We start from the raw sequence: 15,579 nt of genomic DNA on the forward strand, positions 1-15,579 counted from the left end.
CGCCTTCTCGCCGTGGCTCTACAAACAGCGAAACCTCGTCGAACGATTCTTCAACCGCATCAAGCAGTTCCGTGGCATCGCCACCCGCTATGACAAAGACCCTGCCAACTTCCTCGCAGCCATCAAGCTCATCTGCGTGCGCATCTGGTGCAGTGCGTAATGAGTCTACGCGCTAGGCGAGGGCTTTGCCGAATGGCTGTTCAAAACGGTGCTGCCGCCACCCATGGACACCACCGCCCTTAGCTGCCATCGCAAGTCCGTCCGCCGTGCGCGGCGGCGCTGTCCTATTCTGCGCAATGCTGATCTACTCGGGCCATAGAAAGCCCCCCCCCCGATATCGGCTATCGCTCTGGAGTCGCGTCGCTGTCGCGTCACGGGCGCGTGGCAGGAGCAAAAGGCCCGAAATGGCCCGACGACACTGTGAACTTCGGGCGAAAATAAACTGTCGCGTCGATTACTGCGCTGGCGGCCGGGCATTTCCGCCGTCCTACAGGCTGTCATCCAGCCTAGATTCGATCGGCTCTTTGATCTGTCGAGACCCTCTTGCGCCTCATGACCGCCTCAGGCTGTCGGCTTTTTCTCGAAGTCGTTCAGCGCCTCGACCGGCGCATTCGTCGCCTCGATCCGCGCGACCTTTGCCGCGGGCGGGCCATCCTGTGCCAGCGTGATGAATTGATCGACCACGTCAGCCTCGCCCTGCACCAACGCCTCGACGCTGCCGTCCATGCGATTGCGCACCCACCCCGTCAGCCCCAGGCTGCGTGCGGTCTCGACCGTCCAGTTGCGGTAGAAGACGCCCTGCACCCGGCCGAGGATCATCAGGTGGCGGGCGACGACCGGCATCAGCGGATCCGCTTGATCCAGGTCTGGCCGCCCTCGCGCACTTCGGTGGTGAAATTGGGGATGGCGGCGACCAGGTCGGACAGGCGCTTGAAGCCATAATTGCGCACATCGAAGCTGGAGCGGTTGCCGACCCGCTGGCCGACCGGCCCCAGCGCGACGAAACCGCGCTCGTCCCGCTTCGCCTCGTCATAGGCGTCGATCAGCAGGCGGACGACTTCCGGGTCCACCGCCGCGCCTGTGCCTGCCGGCGCAGGCGTCGCCGTCGGCGGGGGCGCTGCGGGGGCAGGTTTGGCGGCCGCGCTGCTCTTGGCCGGCGTTTTCTTCTTGGGTGCTGCCGCCGGTTTGGCGACCGGTACCTCGACCGGGCGCAGCGCCGCGACATCGATGAAGCGGGTGCAGGCGCGGCGGAAGCCCTCGGGCGCATTGGCGTTGCCAAAGCCATAGACCGGGATGCCGTCCTGGCGCAGGCGGGTCACCAGCGGAGTGAAGTCGCTGTCGCTCGACATCAGGCCGAAGCCGTCGACGCGTCCGCTCGACAGCAGGTCCATCGCGTCGATCGTCATCTTCATGTCGGTGGCATTCTTGCCCTTGGTCAGATCGAACTGCTGCTGCGGTTCGATCGCCTGCGCGACGGACAGTGCCGCCCAAGTCTTGAGCGTCGCCTTGTTCCAATTGCCATAGGCGCGGCGGATATTGACCGTGCCAAGCTCCGCCAGCACGGTCATCACCGCATCGAAATGGGCCGCCGACGCATTGTCAGCGTCGATCAGCAGGGCGATATTGCCGCGCCCTTCCTGCCGCATGGGCATGATGTGCCTCCCGTCAGGCTGCGGCGAAGACGCCGGTCTGTTCGTCCAATATGTGGAGCTGGCCATCGGCAATGGCGAAGAAGCTGCCGACCAGCTTCAGTTCGCCGCTCTTTTCCTTGGCCCGCACGCAGGGGAAACTGCGCAGGTTGGTGAGGCTGACCTTCACCCCTTCCTGCTCCATGGCGCGCTCGACCTCCCGGTCGCGCTGGTCGCCATAGCGACTGACCACCACCTCGCGGGCATCGTCGAGCAACTCGATCCAATTATGGATGAAACCGCCTTCGCCCGGAGGCGCGTCCTTGAGGTCATGGCTGAGCGCTGCCTTGCAGCCGCCGCACTTGCCATGGCCCATGACGACGATCTCGCCGACCTTGAGCACCTGAACGGCGAATTCCAGCGCGGCCGACACGCCGTGCCAGCCCGGATTGGTCTCGAACGGCGGCACCAGCGCGGCGACATTGCGCACGACGAAGATTTCGCCGGGGCTGGTGTCGAAGATCTGGGCCGGGTCGACTCGACTGTCGGAACAGGCGATCACCATCACCCGGGGGCTCTGCCCTTCGTTGAGTTCGTCCCATCGCTCGCGCTGCTGGGACCAGCCGGTGTCACGGAAGCGGCGATAGCCTTCGAGCATGTCTGCAAAGTCGGTCATGATGATTGATGTGCCGCACAAAGAGAGGGCTGGCAAGTATGGTCCTGCATCGCTATCTGGGGCCGATGAACGACATTGCCCCGATCCCCGTCCCCGGTCAGCCCGCCACGACCGAGCGTGCCCGCAAGCCCGACTGGATCCGCGTCAAGGCGCCGACCAGCCCCGCTTATCATGAGACGCGCAAGCTGATGCGGGAAAAGGGTTTGAACACGGTCTGCGAGGAAGCGGCCTGCCCGAATATCGGCGAATGCTGGACCAAGAAGCACGCCACGGTGATGATCCTGGGCGATGTTTGCACCCGCGCCTGCGCCTTCTGCAACGTCAAGACTGGCATGCCGCGCAAGGTGGATGTCAACGAGCCGCAGAACCTGGCCGATGCCGCCGCCGAGATGGGCCTTGAACATATCGTCATCACCTCGGTGGATCGCGACGACCTGCCCGATGGTGGCGCCAGCCAGTTCGTCAAGGTGATCGAAGCGCTGCGCCGCACGACGCCGGGCACCACGATCGAAATCCTGACCCCGGACTTCCGCAACAAGCATGAGCGCGCGGTCGCGATGATCGTCGAGGCGCGTCCGGACGTCTATAACCATAATCTGGAGACGGTGCCCCGGCTCTATCCGACCATTCGCCCGGGCGCGCGCTATTATGCGTCGCTGCGCCTGCTGGAGAGCGTCAAGAAGCTCGATCCGTCGATCTTCACCAAGTCGGGTATCATGCTGGGCCTGGGCGAGGAACGTCTGGAGGTCCACCAGGTGATGGACGACATGCGCTCGGCCGACATCGATTTCCTGACCATGGGCCAATATCTGCAGCCCACGCCCAAGCATGCCAAGGTGATGGAATTCGTCACCCCGGCCGCGTTCAACGCCTATGCAGCGATCGCACGGGCCAAGGGCTTCCTGCAGGTCGCATCGAGCCCGCTGACCCGGTCGAGCTATCATGCCGGCAAGGACTTCGCCGAGATGCGCGCCGCGCGCGAGGCGAAGCTGGCCAAGGCGGCCGTCGCGAAGGCCTGATTGGCGAATGCCCAAGCATAACGAGACTCGCCAGCTGCCCTATAGTCCGGAACAGATGTTCGACCTCGTGTCGAACGTCTCGGCCTATCCGCAATTCCTGCCCTGGGTCAGCGCGATCCGTATCCGATCGGACAGCGAGAGCGAGATGGTTGCGGACATGATCGTCGGCTTCAAGGGGATCAGCGAAAGCTTTACCTCGCGTGTCCACAAGCATCGCCCGGACCATGTCCGGGTCGATTATCTCAACGGCCCGCTCAAGCATCTCCACAATGAATGGCGCTTCCGCGACGACGGGCAGGGCGGCGTGCTGGTGGATTTCGAGGTCGAGTTCGAATTCAAGAACCGCATTTTCGAGATGCTGGCTGGCCAGTTTTTCGACAAGGCGCTGCGCAAGATGATCGGCGCGTTCGAGACGCGCGCGGTAGCGCTTTATGGCGCCGGCGAATCGGGCAGCAGCAGTTCGAGCGCACACAACGCCGCCTGAAGGCGGACGCCGCCCCGGCCATTATCCTCGAAATGATGCATGTCGGCCACGACCTTGTCGGGGCTGCCGCCCCGTTCTGCGCGCGCGAAGACCACGGTGCCGACTGGCTTCTGCTCGCTGCCGCCGCCCGGCCCGGCTATGCCGGTGATGGCAACCGCGACATGGGCATGGCTCTTCTTGAGGGCGCCCTGTGCCATCGCCCAGGCGGTGGCGATGGAGACTGCGCCGAACGTGTCCAGCACATCGTGCGAAACTTTCAGAAGTTCCGCCTTCATATCATTGGAATAAGTAATGAAACCGGCCTCGAAGACGTCGGAGGAGCCGGCGATTTCGGTAAGCGCTGCGGAGACCAGGCCGCCGGTGCAGCTTTCCGCGACCGCAACGGTGCGACCGGCGCGGCGGTTGGCGATGATGACCTTTTCGGCAAGGTCGACGAGTTGGGCGGGCAGGATGGTATCGGGCATGGTCGGCTCAGAATAGCGTGGGGAGGGAGAGGGTGGCAACCGCCTGCGCGGCGATGCCCTCGCGCCGGCCGGCAAAGCCCAGTCGCTCGGTGGTGGTGGCTTTCACGCTGATCCGGTCGAGCGGAACCGCCAATATCTCGGCGATCCGGGCGCGCATGGCGTCGCGATGCGGCCCGATCTTGGGCGCCTCGCAGATGATGGTGAGGTCGACATGGTCGATCCGGCCGTCCCGTTTCAGGACCAGATCGCGGGCATGGGCGAGAAAACGGTCGGACGAGGCGCCGCGCCATTGTGGATCGGACGGCGGGAAATGGCTGCCGATATCACCATCGGCGAGCGCGCCGAGGATCGCATCGACGATCGCATGGAGCGCCACATCGGCATCGCTATGGCCGGCGAGGCCCCGGTCATGCGGGACCAGCACGCCGCCCAGCCACAATTCTTCGTTGGGCGCGAGGCGATGGACGTCATAGCCCATGCCGACGCGGGTGGTGCGAGCGTCCATGATGCGCGCTTCGGCGCGAGCGAAATCCTCAGGATAGGTCAATTTCTCCAGCCTTTCATCGCCCTGCACCAAGATGACGTCATGGCCCCAGGCGCGCAGGATCTGGGCATCGTCGGTGGCTTCTCGCGTCTCGTCCCAATCGCCGTGCGCGGCCAGGATCGTCTCGAAACGGAAGGCCTGCGGCGTCTGGACGCGATGAAGACTGGCGCGATCGACGCCGTCGCCCATCAGGGCGCCATCGCTGCGCACCAGCGTATCGGCGACGGGCAGGGTGGGGATGGCGCCTTCGGCATCTTCCAGCGCGGCCAGCAGCCGGTCGATGACCGATGGCGGAAGGAAGGGGCGGGCAGCGTCGTGGATCAGCACGATGTCAGCGCCGCCGGCCGACGCGATCGACGCTAGCCCGGCCCGGCCCGAACCGCGCCGGCTGTCCGCGCCGGTGACGAAATGGGCGATGCGATCGCCGAGCGCAGCCTGAGCACGGTCTTCCTCGCCTCCGCTCAGCACAATGTGGATGGCCGACACGCCGCCATGCGCCGTCAGCGCGTCATGGGCATGGGTCAGCACGGCCTTGCCGCCGATCCGCCGATATTGTTTGGGAATGTCGCCACCGGCCCGGCTTCCCTGCCCGGCGGCGACGATCAGCGCGACGATCCTGCTGTTCGATGTCATGCTGCGGCGCATAGACGCTCTGCCCCATGATCGCCAACCTCTAAAGCGCGACAAGTGGTCCGGGGCCTGCCTTGTCGTCGCGGCCATTTTCGGCTAAGGGCTGCCTGTTTTTTAGGCAGTGATAGAAGATGACGCGCAGGCTTTCCCCCATTTCCGTTGGACCGGTGACGGTCGACATGCCGGTCATATTGGCGCCGATGACCGGTGTTACCGACATGCCCTTCCGCACCCTGGTTCGCCGTTTCGGGTCGGGCCTCAACGTCACCGAGATGATTGCGAGCGCGGCGATGATCCGCGAGACGCGCCAGTCGCTGCAAAAGGCCGCCTGGCATCCGCTGGAAGAACCGGTGTCGATGCAGTTGGCCGGCTGTTCGCCGACGGAAATGGCCGAAGCCGCCAAGCTGAACGCTGATCGCGGCGCGGCGATCATCGACATCAATATGGGCTGCCCGGTGAAGAAGGTCGTCAATGGCGATGCGGGCAGCGCGCTGATGCGCGACCTGCCGCTGGCGGCGGCGCTGATCAAGGCGACGGTCGAGGCGGTCGATGTGCCGGTGACGGTCAAGATGCGCATGGGCTGGGATCATTCGAGCCTCAACGCGCCCGAGCTGGCGCATATCGCCGAAGATCTGGGCGCGAAGCTGATCACGGTTCATGGTCGCACCCGCTGCCAGATGTACAAGGGCAGTGCCGACTGGGGCTTCGTCCGCTCGGTCAAGGATGCGGTGAAGCTACCCGTGATCGTCAATGGCGACATCTGTTCGATCGAGGACGCGGAAACCGCGCTTGATCAGAGCGGCGCCGATGGCGTGATGATCGGTCGTGGCGCCTATGGCAAGCCGTGGCTGCTGGGCCAGGTGATGCACTGGTTCGCCACCGGCGAGCGTCGTGCCGACCCGAGTCTTGCGGAACAATATAATCTGATTACAGAGCATTATCGCATGATGCTCGATCATTATGACAATATGACCGGCGTCAACATGGCACGCAAGCATATCGGCTGGTACACCAAGGGCCTGACCGGATCGGCGGAGTTCCGCAACACGGTCAATCAGGAGGCCGACGCGCAGCGGGTGCTGGATATGCTGGCCGCCTTCTACGAGCCGCTGATCGCGGCGGATGAACCGGCGGTCGCACTTCAGGCTGCATGACCATGCCATTGCCGTCCCTCCCGCCGCTTCAGATGCAGCAGGATGGACCATCCCTGTCGGAACTGATGACGGCGCTGCCGGTCGCGACCTTGGTGGTGCGACCGGACAACGGCATTGCCGACGCCAATGTGCGGGCGGAAACCCTGCTCAACATGGCGCGGTCGGCGATCATCGGTAGCGATGTGGCACGCACGGTGCGGATCGCCGAGGCTGGCGCGCGGTTCGATATCTGGCACAGCAACAAGCCGATCGCTGCCTATGATATCAAGGTCCATGCCGGGCGCACCGCCGAGATGGAGGTCGATCTGATGATTTCCCCCATCGTCGATCATGAGGGTTGGCGGGTCGTGTCGATCCATGCGCAGGGACAGGCCCGCAAGATCGGCCATCGCGGCACGGCGGGCGGCGCGCGATCGGCGGTCGGCGCGGCGGCAATTTTGGCGCATGAGATCAAGAACCCGCTGTCGGGCATTCGCGGTGCTGCGCAGTTGTTGGAAACGAGCAATGGCGGCAGCGATGCGGCGCTGACCCAACTCATCTGCAACGAGGTCGACCGGATCGCCGCCCTGATCGACCGGATGCAGGATTTCACGACCGACCGCACGCTGGAATGCGGCCCCGGCAATATCTATCCGCTGATCGATCGCGCATCCCATATTGCGGCGGCCGGATTTGCCAAGAATGTAAAAATTATAAAGCGTTATGATCCATCTTTGCCATCCGCGATCATCAACGGCGATGCGCTGGTGCAGGTGATGATCAACCTGCTGAAGAATGCGGCAGAGGCACTGGAGCATGTCGAGCAGCCCTGCATTCGCGTCGAGACGGCGTTCCGACATGGCATGTCGGTGCTGGTCGGCGATCGCAAGGGCAGCGCCGTGCTGCCGATCGAGATTGTGGTGATCGACAATGGACCGGGCGTGCCCGAGCATATTCTGGACCACCTCTTCAACCCGTTCATCACGGGCAAGCGGGACGGGCAGGGGCTCGGCCTGGCACTGGTAGACAAGTTGGTGAGGGACATGAGCGGTTTCGTGCAATATTCCCGCGATCAGGAAGCCGGGGAATCCACCTTCCGCATCCTGCTGCCGATGGGAATGGGCTGATGGCCGCGACAGGCACGGTCCTGGTCGTCGATGATGATCCCGCCATCTGCGTGGTCGTGGGGGAGGCTCTGCGGCGCCAGGGGCACAAGGTGAAGATCGCCGGATCGATCCGCGAGCGCACGGCGCTGATGGAGAGTTTTTCGCCGGACATTCTGATCACCGATGTCATGCTGCCGGATGGCGATGGGCTGGATGGCGTGGCGGAGATTATCGAGCGCAAGCCCGACCTGAATGTTATCATTCTTTCTGCACAGAACACCCTGAACACTGCGATCCGGGCGACCGAGAAGGGGGCGTTCGAATATCTGCCAAAGCCATTCGATCTCAATGAGTTGACGCGCGCTGTTGCGGACGCCTTGGGGCATCGATCGGGCGGGGCGGACGCGGGCGAGCAAGGATTGCCGCATGACGGCCTGCCGCTGGTCGGTCGCTCGCCTGCGATGCAGGAAGTCTATCGCACCATTGCCAGGGTTCTTTCCAATGATCTCAGCATCCTGGTGCTGGGCGAGTCGGGGACGGGCAAGGAATTGGTGGCAGAGGCGATCCATAGTCTGGGTCAGCGACGCACCCGGCCCTTCGTCGCGATCAACATGGCGGCCATTCCGCGCGAACTGATCGAAGCGGAACTGTTCGGCTACGAAAAGGGCGCCTTTACCGGTGCGCAGGCGCGGACCGCCGGCAAGTTCGAGCAGGCGCAAGGCGGGACTTTGTTCCTGGATGAAATCGGCGACATGCCGATGGAGGCGCAGACACGGCTGCTCCGCGTGCTCCAGTCGGGCGAAGTGACCACGGTCGGCGGATCGAAGCCGGTGCGGGTCGATGTCCGCATCATCGCCGCCACCAACAAGGATCTGCCGCGGCTGATCGAGGATAACCGGTTCCGTCAGGACCTCTATTATCGGCTCAATGTCGTGCCGGTGTCGCTGCCGCCTTTGCGCGAGCGACGCGAGGACGTGATCTTGCTGGCCCGCCATTTTCTGGATCGGGCGGCGCAGGACGGCTTGCCGCGCAAGGCGCTGGCCGAAGATGCCGCGCAGTTGCTGATGGCCTATCATTGGCCGGGCAATGTGCGCGAACTTCAGAATATCATGCAGCGCCTAGCTGTGCTGAGCCGCGAAAATGTGATCGCGGCCGACATGCTACGCCACGCGCTGCCGCTGGATGCCGTGCCGGCGGACCATGCCGCGCCCGCGGGGCAGCTTGCGCAGGCCGTGCGGGAATGGACCAAGCGGCAGCTCGGCGTCGGGCTGGGGCAGGCCAATCCCCAGTTGCATGATAATCTGCTGGCGGTGATCGAGCCGATCCTGTTGCAGGAAACGCTGGCCAGCGTCGACGGCAACCAGATCCGCGCCGCCGGCCTGCTAGGGATCAATCGCAACACGCTGCGCAAGAAGCTGACCGACTATGGCCTCGACCCACTGCAATTGCGCCTGAGCGATTAGCGAGGGCGAGACGAAGCGCCCAATCGCATCGACCAGCGACATGGTTTTATGTAAAAACTGTGTTTGATCGGGCACGGCATTGTTGTAACGAAGCCACTATGACTGGTGCGGTGACAATCCCCCGACGGGGGCAGGCTTGGGCAAGGCTGATCCGGCCTTACCTGCGCAACGGTCGCCTGGCCGCCGCGATCGAAGCGGTCACGCTCATCCTGTTTCTCGGCACCGCTGGCCTGACCTATCGCCTGCTGTCCGGGCAGGACCAGTCCTACACCCTGCTGACCCCGCCGATCGTGGCGCTGTTGCTGGTCGCCAATCTGGTGCCGGCGATCGCGCTGCTGATGCTGCTGGGGCGCCGCGTAGCCAAGCGTCGGGCCGCGAAATCCGCCATCGGTAGCGATGGTCAGCTCCACGTCCGCCTGGTCGCGATCTTCTCGGTCGTGGCCAGCGTACCGATGCTGCTGGTCGTGATCTTTGCGTCGCTGCTGTTCCAATATGGCGTGCAATTCTGGTTTTCGGACAGTGCGCGCGGCATGCTGCAGAACGCCAGTGACCTGGCGCGCGGCTATTATGAGCAGAATTTGCGCGAGGTCCGCGACGAGACGCTGACCATGGCGAGCGATCTGCGCGACTATCTGGGCCAGTCCAGCGTTTCGAGCCCGCGCTTTGCCGAGGGCTATATCTATCAGGTGGTGACGCGAAAGCTGAACCGGTCGGCGATCATCGAGATCGGCAAGGACGGCGTGGCGCGGACCGCTGCGACAGTCGATCCCGAGAGCCGGCCAGCGTCCGAAATGCTGTCGGCCGATGTGATCAAGCGCCTGGCGTCCGGCGAGGATGTGGTGGTGGCGGCCAAGCCCAACCAGATCGAAGCGGTGACGCTGCTCTACCCCAATTCCAAAATCTATCTCTATGCCACGCGCAATGCCGGCAGTTCGTCCTTCTCCAATGTGGAGCGGGCGCAGAAGGTGCTGGGCGATTATGACCTGTTCGCGGCCCAATCCCGCGCGCTGCAATTGCGGTTCAACCTGCTGTTGTTCGTGGGATCGCTGTTGCTGGTCGGCATCGCGGTCTATATTGCGCTGGCGGTCGCCGACTGGATGGTGCGGCCGGTCAATGAACTGGTGACAGCGGCCCGCAAGATCACGGCGGGCGACCTATCCGCGCGTGTGACCAGCCCGGCCAGCCGGGACGAAATCGGCACGCTCGCCTCCGCCTTCAACCGCATGACCCAACGGTTGGAAGCGCAGACCGGCGCGCTGGTCGCGGCCAACAGCCAGCTTGATGAAAGGCGCGCCTTTATCGAGGCGATCCTGTCGGGCGTGAGTGCCGGCGTGCTGTCGGTGGACCGCGGCGGCGTGATCCAGTTGCTGAACAGCTCGGCCGCTGCGATCCTGGTGCGTGAAGGCGACGATCCGGTCGGACGGCCGCTGGCCGAAATCTCGGCCGAACTGGCCGAACTGGTTGCCTCGCAGGAGGATGCCGGCATCGTCCAGGTGCGCGCGCAGGGAGATTTGCGCACGCTGGCGGTCAAGGTGTCCGAGGATGTGTCCGGTCATATTCTGACCTTCGACGACATCACCCAGCAATTGTCGGATCAGCGCCGTGCGGCCTGGTCGGATGTGGCGCGCCGTATCGCCCATGAGATCAAGAACCCGCTGACGCCGATCCAGCTGGCAGCCGAGCGCCTGCAGCGCCGCTATGGCGAGGAGGTGACGAGCGACAAGCCGACCTTCGCCCGGTTGACCGGCACGATCGTGCGGCAGGTGGGCGATTTGCGCCGCATCGTCGACGAATTTTCCTCCTTCGCGCGCATGCCCAAGCCGGTATTCCGGCGCGAGGCGCTGGGCGACATCGCCCGCCACGCGCTGTTCCTGCACGAAGTGGCCCACCCCGATATTCGCTTCGCCTTCGAGGCGGATGCCGGGGAGATGGAAATGGTGTGCGATCGCCGCCAGCTTGGCCAGGCGCTGACCAATATCGTCAAGAATGCGGTCGAGGCGATCGAGCCGAAGCCGGTGTCCGAGGATGGCGGGGTGCGCGGCCATGTGCGCATGCGCCTGCACGAGGCTGACGGCGCGCTGGTGATCGAGGTGCGCGACGATGGCATCGGCCTGCCGCCCGAGCGCGAGCGCATCCTGGAGCCCTATATGACCACCCGGTCGAAGGGGACGGGTTTGGGCTTGGCGATCGTCAAGAAGATTGTCGAAGAACATATGGGCGAAATCCGCTTCGATGACGCGGAAGGTGGGGGTGCGCGGGTGACGCTGCGCTTCCCTGTCGCGGCCCTGGAGAAACTGGAAGAGGGGCAGGTGGTTGCCTTGCCCAAAGGAAAAGTGACGGCCAATGGCGCTTGATATTCTGATAGTCGACGACGAAGAGGACATTCGCGATCTGGTTGCGGGTGTGCTGGAAGATGAGGGTTTTACCACCCGCACTGCCGCCAACAGCGACAGCGCGATCGAGGCGCTGGACAGCCGGCGCCCCTCGCTGGTGCTGCTCGACGTCTGGCTGCAGGGCTCGAAGCTCGACGGGCTGGAACTGCTGGACGAGATCAAGCGGCGCGACGCGACCGTCCCGGTGCTGATGATTTCCGGCCATGGCAATATCGACACGGCGGTAGCGGCGATCCGCAAGGGCGCGGCCGATTTCATCGAGAAGCCGTTCGAGGCGGATCGGCTGCTGCATCTGGTGGCGCGCGCCACCGAAACCGAGCGGCTGCGGCGCGAGAACCAGACGCTGCGCGCGCGCTTTGGCCAGGATGATGAGCTGACCGGCACGTCGGCATCGATCAACGGTGTGCGGGCGACGATCAAGAAGGTTGCGGGCACCGGCAGCCGGGTGCTGATTTCCGGGCCTGCCGGCGTCGGCAAGGAAGTCGCCGCGCGCATGCTGCACAGCTGGAGCGGTCGCGCCGATGCGCCCTTCATCATCGTCGCCGCGGCGCGGATGGACCCGGACCGGGTCGAGGAAGAACTGTTCGGCGTCGAGGATCCCAGCGGGCTGGTGCGTCCGGGCTATCTGGAACAGGCGCATGGCGGCACGCTGTATCTGGACGAGATCGCCGACATGCCCGTCACCACCCAGGGCAAGATATTGCGGGTGCTGACCGACCAGAGCTTCACCCGCGTCGGCGGGCAGCGGCAGGTGAAGGTGGACGTGCGCGTCATTTCCTCGACCGCGCGCAACCTGACGGCGGAGATCGAGGAGCGGCGCTTCCGCGAGGATCTCTTCTATCGGCTCAATGTGGTGCCGTTGCAGATTCCGTCGCTGTCCGAGCGGCGCGATGATATTCCGCCGCTGGTCGAACATTATCTGGCGCGCTTCGCGGCCGATCGTCGGGTCAATCCGCCCGAGATCGCCAGCGATGCCATGGCGGCGCTGCAGGCCAATGAATGGCCGGGCAATGTCCGTCAGTTGCGCAACGTGATCGAACGGACGATGATCCTGGCGCCGGGCGACCGGATCGGACGGATCGAACTGGACATGCTGCCGGCCGAACTGACGAGCGGTGGCGGCGGCGATGGCATCGGCCAGTCCGCCATCATGGGCGCGCCGCTGCGCGAGGCGCGCGAAAGTTTCGAGCGGGAATATCTGCGCATCCAGATCCGGCGTTTTTCGGGCAATATCTCGCGCACTGCGACCTTCATCGGCATGGAGCGGTCTGCGCTGCATCGCAAACTGAAATTGCTGGGCATTACCGACGGAAAGGACGGCTGACGCTAGGGAAATTCCCGATGGCGATGTCAGGCATGGACGCCCCTTCGCAATTGCGGTAGGATTGCCCCGCCCTCGACAAGCGGGGGCAGGCAAGACACCTCCGCCCAGAGGTGCGAGAGCGGGTAACGTCCCGCCAATAAAGGACTGGCAAAAACCATGGCCGACAAAGTGAACAACCTTCAGGATATTTTCCTCAACAGCCTGCGCAAGTCGAAGACCCCGGTGACCATGTTCCTGGTCAAGGGCGTGAAGCTGCAGGGCATCATCACCTGGTTCGACAATTTTTCCGTGCTGCTGCGCCGCGATGGCCAGTCGCAGCTGGTCTACAAGCATGCCATTTCGACGGTCATGCCGGCCCAGACGATGGACCTGACCGATCTGCGCAAGGCCAGTGACGGCAATGGCAAGCCCCGCCTGCTGCAGGAAATCTTCCTGAGCGCCGTGCGCAAGTCTGGCAGCCCGGTGACCATGTTCCTGGTCAACGGCGTGATGCTCCAGGGCGAGATCGCCGCCTTCGACCTGTTCTGCATGCTGCTCGAACGCGACGGCATGGTGCAGCTGGTCTACAAGCACGCCATTTCGACCGTGCAACCGCTCCATTCGCTCGACCTGTCGGGCGAGAACGAGCAGGACGACTGATCGTCCACGCCGCATCCGGTCTTCCCGCCGATCCGCGCGGGTAGACCGGAGCGCGGCCAGATGCTCTAAGCTGACATGGCCATATTCAATCGCGACTCCGAGGACGAAGTGGCGCGCGGTGCGCGTGCCGTCGTCGTGCATGCCGAAACCCATGGCGGCGATCGCCGCGACAGCGACGCCCGGCTGGAGGAAGCCCGTGGCCTGGCGCTGGCGATCGGCATCGATGTGCGCGCCGCCCAGAGCTTCCGCGTCCGTGATCGCAAGCCCGCCACCCTGTTCGGCAGCGGTCAGGTCGACCAGATCGCCACGCTGGTGAACCAGGAAGAGGCCGAACTGGTCATCGTCGACAATGCGCTGACCCCGGTGCAGCAGAGCAATCTGGAGAAGGGAACCGGCGCCAAGGTCATCGACCGGACCGGGCTGATCCTGGAAATTTTCGGCGAGCGCGCCGCCACCAACGAGGGGCGGTTGCAGGTCGAACTCGCCCATCTCGACTATCAGGCCGGGCGTCTGGTGCGGAGCTGGACCCATCTGGAGCGCCAGCGCGGCGGCTTCGGCTTCCTGGGTGGTCCGGGCGAAACCCAGATCGAGGCGGATCGGCGCATGATCCGCGATCGCATGGCCAAGATCCGACGCGAACTGGATCAGGTGACCAAGACGCGCGGCCTGCATCGCGCCCGGCGCCAGCGCGCGCCCTGGCCGGTGATCGCGCTGGTGGGATATACCAATGCCGGCAAGTCGACCCTGTTCAACCGCCTGACCGGCGCCGAGGTGATGGCCGAGGATCTGCTGTTCGCCACGCTCGACCCGACGATGCGGCAGATCGTGCTGCCGGGGCTGGACAAGGCGATCCTGTCCGACACGGTGGGCTTCGTCTCCGACCTGCCGACCCAGTTGATCGCGGCCTTCCGCGCGACGCTGGAGGAGGTGCTGTCGGCCGATATCATCGTCCATGTCCGCGACATCGCCCATCCCGATACCGAAGCACAGCGCGACGACGTGCTGGACGTGCTGAGCGAACTGGGGGTGGCCGGTGAAGGCGCGCTGGAACGCGGCGATGGCGAGGCCGATCCGCCGCCGATCATCGAGGCGTGGAACAAGCTGGACCTGCTGGACGCGGAGAGCGCCGCGCAGGCGCGAGAGATTGCGGCGCGCCATGACGACGTGGTCATCATCTCGGCCTTGACCGGCGAGGGTGTCGAAGGACTACAGCGGGCGATCAGCAGCCGGCTGACCCGTGGCGCACGGGTTCACAGCCTGCGCCTGCCGATCGCCGATGGGGCTGCCCTCGCCTGGCTGCACGAGCATGGCGAGGTGCTGGCGACGCGGCCGAGCGAGGCGGAGATGCAGGTGGATGTCCGGCTATCCGACTCCGGCCTTGCCCGCTTCCTCAAGCGCGACCGTTAATCGGGCAGTCGCGCCACGAAATCCTGCACAACGCGCGCGGAGTTGGCCGAGGCGAGCGCCATGAAGACGCTCATCTGGTTCTGTTCGGCGTCGCCACCGGCCAAGTCCGACAGGCTGCGAAAGGCCAGGAAGGGTACGCGGTTGGCATAGGCGACCTGCGCCACTGCCGCGCTTTCCATGTCCAGCACCTGCGCCTGGAACGTCGCGAACAGATATTGGCGATAGGCGGCATTGTCCATGAAGGCGGGGCCGCTGATGCCGCGCCCGCCGACATGCAGGCTGGGCTGGTGCGGCAGGCATTTGCCGCCCGGCGCCTCGCGCGCGATCGTGCTTTCCATGAACTGGCCCCAGTCGGCCGCGACCACGACATCGCCGATATGCAGCGAGGGATCGATGCCGCCGGCAATGCCGGAAAAGAGGATACGCTTCACCGCAAAGCGATCGACCAGCCACTGGGTGGTCATGGCGGCATTGACCATGCTGACGCCGCTTTCGACCAGCAGCACCGGCTTGCCGGCCATCTGGCCGAGCGTCACCGGCACGCCATTGACGCGCACCGTGCGCGGTTGCTCGATCCTGCCGACGAGTGCGGCATGCTCGGGCGGGAAGGCGGTCATGATTGCCGTGCGGGGTTGCTCGTCCAGCTTCTGGGCAAGGGCGGGGGGAGCG

General features: G+C 64.6%; 16 protein-coding genes. 10 read left to right on the forward strand and 6 right to left on the reverse strand.

The annotated features are described in order from the left end of the window. The coding region (locus CG471_RS25085; RefSeq protein ID WP_143560160.1) for a transposase at positions 1-160 on the forward strand (160 nt) is incomplete at its 5' end. Positions 161-561: 401 nt separating this feature from the next. Here CG471_RS25085 and CG471_RS25090 read toward each other — a convergent pair. The 3 genes from CG471_RS25090 to CG471_RS25100 are packed head-to-tail and all read right to left on the reverse strand — an operon-like array spanning position 562 to position 2,304. Continuing rightward, on the reverse strand, positions 562-843 hold the full coding sequence (locus CG471_RS25090) for an acylphosphatase (RefSeq protein ID WP_099234135.1): 282 nt from the start codon (positions 841-843) through the stop codon (positions 562-564). Beyond that, complete coding sequence (locus CG471_RS25095) at positions 843-1,652, reverse strand: NYN domain-containing protein (RefSeq protein ID WP_099234136.1); 810 nt, start codon at positions 1,650-1,652, stop codon at positions 843-845. Before CG471_RS25095 ends, CG471_RS25090 begins: the two co-directional genes overlap by 1 nt. A 13-nt stretch (positions 1,653-1,665) precedes the next feature. Continuing rightward, complete coding sequence (locus CG471_RS25100) at positions 1,666-2,304, reverse strand: carbonic anhydrase (protein WP_099234137.1); 639 nt, start codon at positions 2,302-2,304, stop codon at positions 1,666-1,668. A 38-nt stretch (positions 2,305-2,342) separates the two neighbouring features. On the opposite strand from CG471_RS25100, the gene lipA reads away from it, so the two are divergent. Both lipA and CG471_RS25110 read left to right on the forward strand, forming a co-directional pair. Next, positions 2,343-3,323: a lipoyl synthase gene (gene lipA / locus CG471_RS25105; protein ID WP_010339374.1), complete on the forward strand. Its 981-nt coding sequence runs from the start codon at positions 2,343-2,345 to the stop codon at positions 3,321-3,323. Between the two features lie 7 nt (positions 3,324-3,330). Beyond that, positions 3,331-3,807, forward strand: a complete 477-nt coding sequence (locus CG471_RS25110; protein WP_099234138.1) for a type II toxin-antitoxin system RatA family toxin — start codon at positions 3,331-3,333, stop codon at positions 3,805-3,807. Here the strand turns inward: CG471_RS25110 and CG471_RS25115 are convergent. Together CG471_RS25115 and CG471_RS25120 are read right to left on the reverse strand one after the other, a co-directional pair. Further along, positions 3,753-4,271: a CinA family protein gene (locus tag CG471_RS25115; RefSeq protein WP_099234139.1), complete on the reverse strand. Its 519-nt coding sequence runs from the start codon at positions 4,269-4,271 to the stop codon at positions 3,753-3,755. The genes CG471_RS25110 and CG471_RS25115 overlap by 55 nt on opposite strands. 7 nt (positions 4,272-4,278) lie before the next feature. Continuing rightward, positions 4,279-5,460, reverse strand: a complete 1,182-nt coding sequence (locus CG471_RS25120; RefSeq protein ID WP_099234140.1) for a bifunctional 2-C-methyl-D-erythritol 4-phosphate cytidylyltransferase/2-C-methyl-D-erythritol 2,4-cyclodiphosphate synthase — start codon at positions 5,458-5,460, stop codon at positions 4,279-4,281. A 116-nt stretch (positions 5,461-5,576) separates the two neighbouring features. Here CG471_RS25120 and dusB point away from each other — a divergent pair, with 116 nt between their 5' ends. From dusB to hflX, 7 genes are all read left to right on the forward strand, one after another. Then, complete coding sequence (gene dusB, locus CG471_RS25125; protein WP_072892961.1) at positions 5,577-6,599, forward strand: tRNA dihydrouridine synthase DusB; 1,023 nt, start codon at positions 5,577-5,579, stop codon at positions 6,597-6,599. Beyond that, the gene (locus CG471_RS25130) at positions 6,596-7,705 is read left to right on the forward strand and encodes a nitrogen regulation protein NR(II) (protein ID WP_099234141.1); all 1,110 of its coding nucleotides are present in this window, start codon (positions 6,596-6,598) and stop codon (positions 7,703-7,705) included. Before dusB ends, CG471_RS25130 begins: the two co-directional genes overlap by 4 nt. Beyond that, on the forward strand, positions 7,705-9,147 hold the full coding sequence (gene ntrC, locus CG471_RS25135) for a nitrogen regulation protein NR(I) (protein WP_099234142.1): 1,443 nt from the start codon (positions 7,705-7,707) through the stop codon (positions 9,145-9,147). The genes CG471_RS25130 and ntrC overlap by 1 nt, the downstream gene beginning before the upstream one ends. A 98-nt stretch (positions 9,148-9,245) precedes the next feature. Then, on the forward strand, positions 9,246-11,501 hold the full coding sequence (locus tag CG471_RS25140) for an ATP-binding protein (RefSeq protein WP_099234143.1): 2,256 nt from the start codon (positions 9,246-9,248) through the stop codon (positions 11,499-11,501). Further along, positions 11,491-12,864, forward strand: coding sequence for a sigma-54 dependent transcriptional regulator (locus CG471_RS25145; RefSeq protein ID WP_004212586.1), 1,374 nt, complete (start codon positions 11,491-11,493; stop codon positions 12,862-12,864). The genes CG471_RS25140 and CG471_RS25145 overlap by 11 nt, the downstream gene beginning before the upstream one ends. Positions 12,865-13,020: 156 nt before the next feature. Then, positions 13,021-13,503 (forward strand): RNA chaperone Hfq, encoded by a 483-nt coding sequence (gene hfq / locus CG471_RS25150; protein WP_004212587.1) that lies wholly within the window; start codon positions 13,021-13,023, stop codon positions 13,501-13,503. A gap of 75 nt (positions 13,504-13,578) precedes the next feature. Then, the gene (hflX, locus tag CG471_RS25155) at positions 13,579-14,910 is read left to right on the forward strand and encodes a GTPase HflX (protein ID WP_099234144.1); all 1,332 of its coding nucleotides are present in this window, start codon (positions 13,579-13,581) and stop codon (positions 14,908-14,910) included. Here hflX and CG471_RS25160 read toward each other — a convergent pair. Next, positions 14,907-15,579 (reverse strand): 5'-methylthioadenosine/S-adenosylhomocysteine nucleosidase (locus tag CG471_RS25160; protein WP_099234145.1); only part of this gene is annotated, 673 nt, incomplete at its 5' end. The genes hflX and CG471_RS25160 overlap by 4 nt on opposite strands.

The sequence above is a fragment of the Sphingobium sp. IP1 genome, from assembly GCF_002708645.1.
Lineage (GTDB): Bacteria > Pseudomonadota > Alphaproteobacteria > Sphingomonadales > Sphingomonadaceae > Sphingobium > Sphingobium yanoikuyae.

What these genes read in the sequence shown, in the direction of transcription:
- CG471_RS25090 (WP_099234135.1), bottom strand. Translation starts at nt 843, where the DNA reads ATGCCGGTCGTCGCCCGCCACCTGATGATCCTCGGCCGGGTGCAGGGC.
- CG471_RS25095 (WP_099234136.1), bottom strand. Translation starts at nt 1,652, where the DNA reads ATGCCCATGCGGCAGGAAGGGCGCGGCAATATCGCCCTGCTGATCGAC.
- CG471_RS25100 (WP_099234137.1), bottom strand. Translation starts at nt 2,304, where the DNA reads ATGACCGACTTTGCAGACATGCTCGAAGGCTATCGCCGCTTCCGTGAC.
- lipA (WP_010339374.1), top strand. Translation starts at nt 2,343, where the DNA reads ATGGTCCTGCATCGCTATCTGGGGCCGATGAACGACATTGCCCCGATC.
- CG471_RS25110 (WP_099234138.1), top strand. Translation starts at nt 3,331, where the DNA reads ATGCCCAAGCATAACGAGACTCGCCAGCTGCCCTATAGTCCGGAACAG.
- CG471_RS25115 (WP_099234139.1), bottom strand. Translation starts at nt 4,271, where the DNA reads ATGCCCGATACCATCCTGCCCGCCCAACTCGTCGACCTTGCCGAAAAG.
- CG471_RS25120 (WP_099234140.1), bottom strand. Translation starts at nt 5,460, where the DNA reads ATGCGCCGCAGCATGACATCGAACAGCAGGATCGTCGCGCTGATCGTC.
- dusB (WP_072892961.1), top strand. Translation starts at nt 5,577, where the DNA reads ATGACGCGCAGGCTTTCCCCCATTTCCGTTGGACCGGTGACGGTCGAC.
- CG471_RS25130 (WP_099234141.1), top strand. Translation starts at nt 6,596, where the DNA reads ATGACCATGCCATTGCCGTCCCTCCCGCCGCTTCAGATGCAGCAGGAT.
- ntrC (WP_099234142.1), top strand. Translation starts at nt 7,705, where the DNA reads ATGGCCGCGACAGGCACGGTCCTGGTCGTCGATGATGATCCCGCCATC.
- CG471_RS25140 (WP_099234143.1), top strand. Translation starts at nt 9,246, where the DNA reads ATGACTGGTGCGGTGACAATCCCCCGACGGGGGCAGGCTTGGGCAAGG.
- CG471_RS25145 (WP_004212586.1), top strand. Translation starts at nt 11,491, where the DNA reads ATGGCGCTTGATATTCTGATAGTCGACGACGAAGAGGACATTCGCGAT.
- hfq (WP_004212587.1), top strand. Translation starts at nt 13,021, where the DNA reads ATGGCCGACAAAGTGAACAACCTTCAGGATATTTTCCTCAACAGCCTG.
- hflX (WP_099234144.1), top strand. Translation starts at nt 13,579, where the DNA reads ATGGCCATATTCAATCGCGACTCCGAGGACGAAGTGGCGCGCGGTGCG.